Annotated in this window: 11 protein-coding genes; 3 read left to right on the top strand and 8 right to left on the bottom strand. The window is 46.4% G+C overall.

What is annotated here, in order from left to right; translation table 11 throughout:
* Positions 1-353 precede the first annotated feature (353 nt).
* Both QUA13_RS24260 and QUA13_RS24255 read right to left on the bottom strand, forming a co-directional pair.
* Positions 354-1364: a J domain-containing protein gene (locus QUA13_RS24260; RefSeq protein WP_333202655.1), complete on the bottom strand. Its 1011-nt coding sequence runs from the start codon at positions 1362-1364 to the stop codon at positions 354-356.
* A 131-nt stretch (positions 1365-1495) separates the two neighbouring features.
* Positions 1496-1666 (bottom strand): hypothetical protein, encoded by a 171-nt coding sequence (locus tag QUA13_RS24255; protein WP_333202653.1) that lies wholly within the window; start codon positions 1664-1666, stop codon positions 1496-1498.
* A 65-nt stretch (positions 1667-1731) separates the two neighbouring features.
* On the opposite strand from QUA13_RS24255, the gene QUA13_RS24250 reads away from it, so the two are divergent.
* Positions 1732-1854, top strand: coding sequence for a hypothetical protein (locus tag QUA13_RS24250; protein WP_333202651.1), 123 nt, complete (start codon positions 1732-1734; stop codon positions 1852-1854).
* Here QUA13_RS24250 and QUA13_RS24245 read toward each other — a convergent pair.
* The 3 genes from QUA13_RS24245 to QUA13_RS24235 form a co-directional block, all read right to left on the bottom strand.
* Complete coding sequence (locus QUA13_RS24245) at positions 1851-1994, bottom strand: hypothetical protein (RefSeq protein WP_333202649.1); 144 nt, start codon at positions 1992-1994, stop codon at positions 1851-1853. The two genes, QUA13_RS24250 and QUA13_RS24245, sit on opposite strands and share 4 nt — an antisense overlap.
* A 651-nt stretch (positions 1995-2645) precedes the next feature.
* Positions 2646-3935, bottom strand: a complete 1290-nt coding sequence (locus QUA13_RS24240; RefSeq protein ID WP_333202648.1) for a glucose-1-phosphate adenylyltransferase — start codon at positions 3933-3935, stop codon at positions 2646-2648.
* 300 nt (positions 3936-4235) lie between these two features.
* On the bottom strand, positions 4236-4436 hold the full coding sequence (locus QUA13_RS24235) for a hypothetical protein (RefSeq protein ID WP_333202646.1): 201 nt from the start codon (positions 4434-4436) through the stop codon (positions 4236-4238).
* Positions 4437-4638: 202 nt separating this feature from the next.
* On the opposite strand from QUA13_RS24235, the gene QUA13_RS24230 reads away from it, so the two are divergent.
* Entirely contained in the window at positions 4639-6105 is a 1467-nt protein-coding gene (locus tag QUA13_RS24230; RefSeq protein ID WP_172190063.1) for a glycoside hydrolase family 13 protein, read from the top strand.
* A gap of 133 nt (positions 6106-6238) precedes the next feature.
* Here QUA13_RS24230 and QUA13_RS24225 read toward each other — a convergent pair whose 3' ends face one another.
* Both QUA13_RS24225 and QUA13_RS24220 read right to left on the bottom strand, forming a co-directional pair.
* Positions 6239-6652 (bottom strand): fasciclin domain-containing protein, encoded by a 414-nt coding sequence (locus QUA13_RS24225; RefSeq protein ID WP_333202644.1) that lies wholly within the window; start codon positions 6650-6652, stop codon positions 6239-6241.
* Positions 6653-6817: 165 nt separating this feature from the next.
* Positions 6818-7243, bottom strand: a complete 426-nt coding sequence (locus QUA13_RS24220; RefSeq protein ID WP_333202659.1) for a DUF2358 domain-containing protein — start codon at positions 7241-7243, stop codon at positions 6818-6820.
* Positions 7244-7301: 58 nt separating this feature from the next.
* Here QUA13_RS24220 and QUA13_RS24215 point away from each other — a divergent pair, with 58 nt between their 5' ends.
* The gene (locus QUA13_RS24215) at positions 7302-7871 is read left to right on the top strand and encodes a hypothetical protein (protein ID WP_333202642.1); all 570 of its coding nucleotides are present in this window, start codon (positions 7302-7304) and stop codon (positions 7869-7871) included.
* Between the two features lie 50 nt (positions 7872-7921).
* Here QUA13_RS24215 and QUA13_RS24210 read toward each other — a convergent pair whose 3' ends face one another.
* Positions 7922-9124: a histidinol-phosphate transaminase gene (locus QUA13_RS24210; protein ID WP_333202640.1), complete on the bottom strand. Its 1203-nt coding sequence runs from the start codon at positions 9122-9124 to the stop codon at positions 7922-7924.
* Positions 9125-9196 lie beyond the last annotated feature (72 nt).

Here is a 9196-nt window from a genome sequence, read left to right as displayed (position 1 = left end):
GAAGAAGTTTTATCCCTCTGTGGTTGGGACTATATCCTTGAAGCTATATTAAGTGCAACTTCATAGTAAATTGGTATGACAGATCTACCGGCTACATCCGAGACCTGGAGAACAAAGGAGCTAAAAAAATTAGCATCAACATCAAACAAGGTAGCCAACCTACTCAGCTAAGAGCTAGTGAAGAGTCTTGAGAAGGTTGGAAACTGCAAATTACGGGCGAAGAAAATTTGACTTGTTAACAGGGTTTTTTTTCAATGAGATCGCGCTTGCATACTGTAGGGACACAACAATGCTGTGTCCCTGGGGAATATTGAAGAAATGGTATTATTTGCGTCCGAGAAATGCACGTTTTTTCAAAGCACCATCTGATTGAGATTACTGCGAGGATTAAAAGTACGATTTGCTTGGATTTTCTCGTAGGACTCGCGTTCGACAGTGCTGAGTTCTTTCGGCGGCACGATCGCAATTTTTACCAACAAATCAGTCCGCTCGTTTTTCTTCGGTTTCGGCCATCCTTTCCCCCGCAAGCGCAAAGACTGACCCGATCGCATCCCGGCTGGAAATTTTACAGTGATCGGACCTTCAGGCGCCGGCACTTCAATTGAAGCTCCCAACACCGCTTCGTCGGGAGTTATCGGCACTTCGCAGACCAAATTCTCTCCCTCAAACTGGAAGAAAGCGTGAGGCAAAACTTCTAACTTTAGGTACAAATCTCCCTGCTGCTTAGTGTACGGGTCAACTTGACCTTTGCCTTTTATCCGAATTTTGCTGCCGGTTTTCACTCCCGCAGGAATCGAAACTTCGCCTGTGGCGACACGCTTGGAAGTACCCCGAAATGCTTCCCCCAAAGTCAGGGAAATGGCGACCTCGGTGTCGAGAGAGCTTCCTGCGGTGCGGTTTTCGTACCCCGCGAAATCTTCAAATCCGCCAAAACCGGTGGGCCCGCCGCTGCTGGTGCGGTAGTTGCTGTAATTCCACTTGCCGTTGCGCCCGCTACCCGCACTGCTACCTGCGCGGCCTAGCAAGGCATTGATAAATTCGTCAAAACTGCCGTACTCGCTGAAGTCAACCCCGCCAAAGTCTACATTCGTAGCGCCCCCGCCCGGCCATCCGCCTGGAGTTGTGGCAGCTTGCTTCCAGTATTGACCGTATTGGTCGTATTTTGTGCGTTTTTCAGGGTCTGAGAGCACTTCGTAAGCTTCGTTTACTTCTTTAAAACGAGCTTCGGCTTCTTTGTTCCCGGGGTTCATGTCCGGGTGATATTTCCGGGCTAGTTTGCGGAAAGTTTTTTTAATTTCATCAGAGCTAGCAGTTTTGTTGAGTCCCAAAATAGCGTAATAGTCTTTAAAATCTGTTGCAGCCATTAAGCAATCCCTCTTTATTAGTTGTTAGTTGTTAGTTGTTAGAAAGAATAAATCCCCAATTAGCAGGATGGCGAATTAGCTGGATGCCAGCGGCTAAAGTGCCTGCGGCATCTCATTCAAATTATAGGTTATCAAAGGTTTGGACTCGATCGAGTTCGGTTGTTGCTTGCGCGGCGATCGCAATTTCCGCACTCCGCTGCTGTTTGAGATTTTATAGCATTCGGCTCTCTCGTGCTGAAGGCAGCCGGAGCAGCCGGCTCTGTTATGCTTTCGGCATTCGACAAGAAAAACAATGGTTTCATCAATTAAGAACGTCCTCACCCTACGGGCGGTTACTATGCCTTTGAGCTTTTAGGCGGTGAAACTATTGCCACGATCAGTTTTGAGGAGTTGTGCGCCTTCGGGCTTTCCGGAGGCGGCGAGAGCTTTAGGCTGCCACCCGGTTGAAACGAACCGGGGAAAGCTGCTGCTGTTGCTGGCGCGAGGCTAGGAGGGTTGACTGGCGCGGACGATCGCACTTTTTTTGTGGCGCGGTGCGATCGAACTTGTCGATATGAGCTTTTCACCCCATGCAAATCCTAGAAAGTTCTCATCAGCAACTCGGGTCGAATCTGCTGCCTGAATTATCACGAATTTATACCCTAAAACGCGCAGTAATTCCACAATCTTTCGAGATATTTTTCCCTCACCTCAGAGCGGTGTTATACGATCTTATTTTTTTACTATCTGAATACATTTAAGTCAAAGTAATATAACATAATCTCTCCGCTGTCTGTTAACTAGAACACACACTTTTAAAAAAATTAAGATAGGATAGTAGAGCGATAAGTTTTTAACGCTACGAGAGTGCTAACATTATGAATTATTTGCTAAGTTGGCCTTGCGGCTGCTGCGACGATTGGAAAGATTGTTCCGAGAGTTGTGTTGTACTAAGAAACGGGCAGCGCATTTGTCAGTCGTGCTACGATCGCAAATACAAGAATCAGAAGCAATTCGCCAGACGCCGGCGAGCGAACATATCTGTATCACCGCAGGCCCTAACATAGACTATCCCTTATTAATGTGCAATGCTTTGAATAAAGCGAAGTATTTCGACAACCTAAATCAGCGGTTTCCATTAATAATAAGATAAAAAATTTTAATTTCGTCATCAGTCATCAGTCATCGGTCATTGGTTATCTGTCACTAATTTAGTTATTTATCATCTGTTACTTGAAAAGCAGGTAACAGATTTTAACTTAAAAAACTAATGACTGACGACTAATGACTAATGACTAATAACTAAATGATAGTTCCATCAGGAATCGTGGCATTTTTCAGGACTACGATAATGCCGCTGCGGATGTAAAAACCAAGGTTTTCGCGGTTGGCTTCTTCCACTCGGTCTTTATTAATTATTTGAACATTGTGGCCGATGCGGGCATTTTTATCCACAATCGCGCGGCGAATTGTAGTATCTGCACCGATACCGAGGGCGACTCCGCCGTTGTCTAAACTAGAATGCCGTTCCGCGTCCGGTTCGTAAAAGTCAGCACCCATGACCAGGGTATCTTGAATCGTACATCCAGCTTCAATGCGCGATCGAACTCCCAGCACAGAATGGTCGATCCGACACTGTTTGAGAATGCAGCCTTCAGCAATAATCGATTCTGTCACGTGAGTATCTAAAAGCTTAGTCGGCGGCAAGAAGCGCGGGCGAGTGTAAATCGGCGCCTTTTCATCGTAGAAACTGAAAGGAGGCTGAGGCTGTTTTGTCAGAGCCAAGTTAGCATCGTAAAAAGCCTCAATGGTTCCGATATCTTCCCAGTAATCGTCAAACAAATAAGCTTGAACGTTGTGCTCTTTTGCATTATTCGGAATAATCTCTTTACCAAAATCAGTTTGGTTTGGAGATTCTTTCAGGAGTTTAATCAGAACTTCTTTTTTGAAGACGTAAATCCCCATCGAAGCAATGTAAGGACTTTCCTGAGCCTGCTGCGCTGTCAGTCCCAGTTTAGTAGTATCCACCTGCATTTGTTTGAGCGCATCGCCTTTTGGCTTTTCGCTGAAAGAAACAATGCGGCCGTTGTCGTCGATTTTCATCAAACCAAAATCCGAGGCTCGCTTCTCGTCCATTGGCAAAACGGAGAGGGTGATATCGGCGTTGGTTTCGCGGTGTCTGTGCACAAACTTCTGGTAGTCCATGCGGTAGAGGTGGTCGCCTGAAAGAATCAAGTATTCGTCAACGTCCCACTCTTCTAGCAGCCAGAGATATTGGCGAACTGCGTCTGCTGTCCCTTGAAACCAGTTGGGATTTTCCTGAGTTTGCTGGGCGGCGAGCACCTCGGCAAATCCGTCGGTAAAGCCGGTAAACTGGTAGGTGCGAGCGATGTGGCGGTTGAGGGATGCCGAGTTGAATTGGGTGAGGACGTAGATTTTGAGTATTTCCGAGTTGATGCAGTTGCTGACAGGAATATCGATGAGGCGATATTTCCCTGCGAGGGGAACTGCGGGTTTGGCTCGCAGTTTGGTTAGGGGGTAAAGGCGGGTGCCTACACCGCCACCGAGGATGATGGCTAAGACTTTTTTCAAGGAACTTTCTCCCTAGGGTCGATGAACTCTCCAAGTACAGTGTCGGATGGTGAGGGCTTCTTGACAAGGGGGGGGAGCAAGGAAGTTATGAGTTATGAGTTATGAGTCGAGTCGCTTACGCAGAAACCGGGTTGTTTAATCCAAATACTTTTTCAAACCCTCAATAAGAGTTAAAAAACCCGGTTTATGAGAGTGGGAGTGCGTTCGGGACTGAAGTTATGAGTTTTGAGTTGTGAGTTAAAATACCCATCAATAAATAACGGCAGTTTAACAAAAGAATAAGGTTCGGGGTTTGGGCTTTTAATTACAAGTTTCTTGAATTAATTCCCCCTTCTGGCAATTTCTCCATCCAGGCTCATCGCGCTGTTGTTCTTTTTCAAGGCGGGTCTCGCACCGCGCCCGCTGATGCTCTGGTTGGGCCCGCTGGCGTCCTTGTTCTGGTTGAGTTAGACCTCGTTCTTGTTGCTGGCTTTCCTGTTGTGTGAGTTTGTCCGATTCCACAGCAGTCAGGAAGCGCCGCCCGCCGGGACGATAAATTTCTAGGTAGAGTAAGTTTTAAATCTGAGATTGACTGCAAATTTGTGTAAGCTTTTACAATTTGTCGATCGACAAAATTGGATTAAATGTCTATTCTCTACCAAAAGCTAGATCCCCTAGAAACCTCTGCTACTGTAGCCTAAGCCCTAAAAGCTAAAAAAAGTGTATGCAAATTCAAACGCCGGACTGGGTTAAACACGCGGTATTCTACCAAATATTCCCCGATCGCTTCGCCAAAAGCAAACAGCCCCGCAAACGCCTGCTGCAAAACTTCATGTGGGAAGAATGGCACGAAATCCCCACCCTCCAAGGCTACAAAGGCGGGGACTTGTGGGGCGTGATGGAACAGCTAGACTACTTGCAAGACTTAGGCATTAACGCAATTTACTTCACCCCCATATTTCAGTCGGCCAGCAATCACCGCTACCATACCCACGACTACTATCAAGTCGATCCGATGTTGGGCGGCAATCCGGCTTTTAAAGAGCTTCTAGACGCCGCTCACGATCGCAACATCAAAATTGTCCTCGACGGCGTATTCAACCACGCCAGCCGGGGATTTTTCTTCTTTCACGACATCCTCGAAAACGGCCCCCATTCTCCTTGGCTGGATTGGTTTAAAATTGAAGGCTGGCCGCTATCCGCCTACGACGGCAATTTTCCTGCTAACTATGCCGGTTGGGACGGGAATCGAGCACTTCCTGAATTCAATCACGAGAATCCAGAAGTACGAGAATACATCATGGAAATCGCCGAATATTGGATTAAATTCGGCATCGACGGCTGGCGGCTCGATGTTCCTTTTGAAATTAAAACCCCGGGATTTTGGCAGGAATTTCGAGAACGAGTTAAAGCAATTAATCCCGAAGCTTACATTGTCGGCGAAGTTTGGGAAGATGCGAGAGAATGGCTCGACGGCAGTCAATTTGACGGAGTAATGAATTATCTTTTTGCAGCGCCGACTATTGCTTTTGCAGCGGGCGACAGGGTAGATTTAGCTCAAATTGAAGGTCGTTCTTACCATCCCTATCCGCCACTTTTTGCTAAAGAGTACGGCGACAAAATTCAGCAGGTTTTGGAACTGTACCCGTGGCCGATACAGCTAACTCAACTTAACTTGTTGGCCAGTCACGATACAGCTAGGTTGCTCTCAATTGCTGGGGGCGATAAAGCTAGCGTCGAACTTGCTACTTTGCTATTGTTAACTTTTCCCGGAGCTCCTAGCATTTACTACGGCGATGAAGTTGGTTTGCCCGGTGCTCTAGATCCCGATTCTCGCCGCGGTTTTCCCTTACAAGCTAGCTGGGAACTGGATGTTTTAGATTACCACAAGCAGTTGATAGCTTTGCGCCACAAATACGCAGCCCTCCGCACTGGAGCTTACCAAATTCTGTTTGCTGAGGGAACGGTTTACGTTTTTGTCAGAATTCTGGGGGATGAAGAAATAGTTGTTGCTGTCAATGTCGCGACAGAAGAAGCTAATATTAGCTTTGAGGTAGCTAATTTGAAATCTCCTCACGATAAGTTGCTGTTTGGAAAAGGCGATTTTGTTTGGAAAGGTGAAGGAGAAACTCGACATTTAGAATTGATGCTGCCGGCGCGATCGGGGTTGATTTTAGGTTCGGGTAAGTAGTTTAAAATGTAGGGTAATGTGCTCCGGACGCACCCGACATTTATCGGTGATTTTCCCCGCGCATCCTAAATTTATTATAAATGTAAGGTGCGCAATGCGCACCTTACATTTATAGGTAAAAGCACAAGTTTTATTATGCTGCAACCATTGCTGGTAGTAGCACCGCATCAATGATATGAATGACGCCATTGTCGGCAAGAACATCTGAAGTGAGAACTTTAGCATCATTCACTTTAATGCCGTCAGAAATATCAATCCCCACAACAGAACCTTCCACTGTTTCAGCAGAACTTAACTCAAGCAAGTTCTCAGTTAGTACCTCGCCAAACAGAATGTGATAGGTCAGAATTTTCTGGAGCTTGGGTATGTCTTCCAACCAAGAGGCAATAGTGTTCGTAGGAATTTTGGCAAATGCCTCGTCAGTTGGTGCTAAGACGGTGTAGGGGCCCGGACTTTGCAATAAATCTAACAAACCAGCCGCTTCAATAACAGTTACGAGCGTTTTGAAAGAGCCGGCATTGGTGGCAGTCTCGACAATATCAGCCATGATGTTTTTCGGGAGTGCAAAGAGCAGAAAATGAATCAGAGGCGAGAATCATTTTAGCACTTTACAAATAGCAGAAAAAGAATCGGAGGGATGATGATCATTTTAGACATTATAAGTTAGTTGGGTTGCCGGCCCAGATTGTGCGGCCCGATCGACCTTTTTGGCTTATCCTGGGCTCGCATCCTCTCCCTTGCGGAAAAACTGCTTTAAAATCTCTCCGGGTTCTCTGTCCCAGGTGTCGATATGTTCGTAAATTAAGCCGTCTTTATCCAGTTTATAAGTAGAGTAGCCGTTAAAAAAAATCCGAGCTTTCCAGGGAACCCGCAGGACGCCGCGAACAGTCCAATTTGCCACAATAGTATCAGGGGCAGTCTGACTTACACCGTGCAGGTCGAAGTAAATCTCGCGAAAGAATAGCTGTCCGTGAAATCGCAAAGTCCAAAAGATAATGCGATAGTTGATTTTTCCTTTAAATTTGTTAACAGGGTCTTGAAAATAAACATCTTTTGTGTATATATCGTAGGAGATGTCTTTTTCAAAAAGCGTCGGGAGATCCGCTTTCAGGGTGTCTACTGCTTGTTCTACCTGCATTTGATATTCGATCGCGCTCACGCTACCACCTTGTGACAGTATTAATTTATAACTTTAAATGAATAATCTCGATCGCTGGAGTATCGCAGATTTGATACTTCATCCAGCTCTGATTTTAACTCTAGCGATATTTATCCGCGCCGGCTTTTCTGCTGACCCGGACTTGCGACATCGACACCTTGGCACAGATTTGACAGAACACCCCCACTCCTCTGACATTCTCGCAGAAATCAACAGCGGCAAGCTGTTGATGGTAGATAGCCGTCGCCGGAACGGTCTAATTTTGATTAAACGCTTCCACGCGGAGTTTGCCGGGCCAGGGGCTGCCGTTGGGGGTGCTTTTGATGTTGACTCTCAGCAGGCGATTCCCGTGGGCGATTTTTGTTTGGTTTGCCCTCAATCTCCCGAAGAAAGACAGAAAGCTTTTGGAATTCGGCGGCATTGGGTGCGGTTAACGGAACAGTTAACGGCAAAGCCGGCAGCTTTGGAACGGGCACAAATGATTTTAACTCAGTTTGAACAATATTTTGATGGGGAAACAGTAGCACAAATTCCCGATGAAGCTTTGGCACTTTTAGTAGGCGTATTTCCCCAAACTATGCGCGCGGCGCGACAGATTGATAATTAAAAATGGCATGGTAATTTGCTTGAATTCATAAACATTTTTAAAGGTTGTTGTCAAGTCAAAATCGCTGCGATTCGATCGAAAGTCCGCTGATTTTCCTCCGGGCTACCCACCGTAATACGCAAACCTCCTCCAGTATGCCGAATTAAAGTACCTCGCTCTTTTAGCTGCTGCATGATTTGTTGGTGTTCCTGTTGGGAGGATTCCTCCTCACCGGCTTTCACCCGCAGGTAAACGAAGTTAGCCGCACTCGGCCAAACTAGCAATTTTTGATGCTGAGTTAGCGCTGCAATTAATTGGGTTCGCTCTGCTATAATTTCGGGAATTACTGCCAGCAATAACTGCCGCTGCGCTAGGGCTAATTCTGCTGCTACTTGGCAAAAACTGGGAAGGTTGTAGGGAAGGCGGATTTTTTCTAAGGCGGCTGCGAGTTCGGGATGGGCGATCGCATATCCGACTCTCATTGATGCTAGTCGAAATGCTTTGGAAAATGTCCGTAAAATTATCCAATTCGGATGCTGGTGCAATCTGTCTGCTAAAGTATTTTGGCTGAATTCAAAATAAGCTTCGTCAATTACTACTAATATCTGTTCCGGCAAACTTGACAACCATTCTATTTCATTTGCTGTCAAAGCATTGGCTGTGGGGGAATTGGGATGAACGACAAAGACGGCCCGCACGGGGGGATTTTGATTTTGGTCGTTAGCGCAGCCATCGGAGAGGATCGCCCTTTTAGCCGCCTCGATATCGATTTCAAAATTATCCTCTTTCCGCTGAACACTCACAACGGGAATGCCGAGGGTTTGGGCGATTATTCCATACATCGAAAAGGTGGGATTCGCTACCAAAATAGAGCCTTGCCCGCCTAAACAAGTAGCTATTAAGAGCGATCGAATTAGTTCGTCGGAACCGTTCCCTACAGAAATATTGTCGCCTGTAATGGCTGTTTTTGGCAGTGTAACCCCCCCTAGCCCCCCCTTGTTAAGGGGGGGGACATTTAGGGATTCATTGACGTATTGGGCGATCGCCTCTTTGAGTGCTGCGTGGCCTCCGTCGGGATAGCGATTTGTCTCAATTAACTGCTGGTAAGTCCAAGCTAGCTTTTTTTTTAATTCCTCGGGTAAGTCGTAGGGGCATTCGTTGGTATCGAGGCGATCGATCGCACTTTCCGAGTGCGCTGGTTCTCCTGACGCGCCGCCCGGATGGGGAGTGTATGCGGTAAGTTCGGCTAAATCTTTTCGGATAAAGGGAAGCATGGTATAATTTACTACTTTTTATTTTAGATAATTTGCTTACAAGCATCTGAACTTAGCATAGAGCTTGTTCTA

The organism is Microcoleus sp. S28C3 (assembly GCF_036700785.1).
GTDB classification, from domain to species: Bacteria; Cyanobacteriota; Cyanobacteriia; order Cyanobacteriales; family Microcoleaceae; genus Microcoleus; species Microcoleus asticus.
This window is presented reverse-complemented; position numbering and strand designations above follow the sequence as displayed.

Coding starts and splice junctions, on each gene's coding strand:
- QUA13_RS24260 (WP_333202655.1), bottom strand. CDS start 1,364: ATGGCTGCAACAGATTTTAAAGACTATTACGCTATTTTGGGACTCAAC.
- QUA13_RS24255 (WP_333202653.1), bottom strand. CDS start 1,666: ATGAAACCATTGTTTTTCTTGTCGAATGCCGAAAGCATAACAGAGCCG.
- QUA13_RS24230 (WP_172190063.1), top strand. CDS start 4,639: ATGCAAATTCAAACGCCGGACTGGGTTAAACACGCGGTATTCTACCAA.
- QUA13_RS24225 (WP_333202644.1), bottom strand. CDS start 6,652: ATGGCTGATATTGTCGAGACTGCCACCAATGCCGGCTCTTTCAAAACG.
- QUA13_RS24220 (WP_333202659.1), bottom strand. CDS start 7,243: ATGCAGGTAGAACAAGCAGTAGACACCCTGAAAGCGGATCTCCCGACG.
- QUA13_RS24215 (WP_333202642.1), top strand. CDS start 7,302: ATGAATAATCTCGATCGCTGGAGTATCGCAGATTTGATACTTCATCCA.
- QUA13_RS24210 (WP_333202640.1), bottom strand. CDS start 9,124: ATGCTTCCCTTTATCCGAAAAGATTTAGCCGAACTTACCGCATACACT.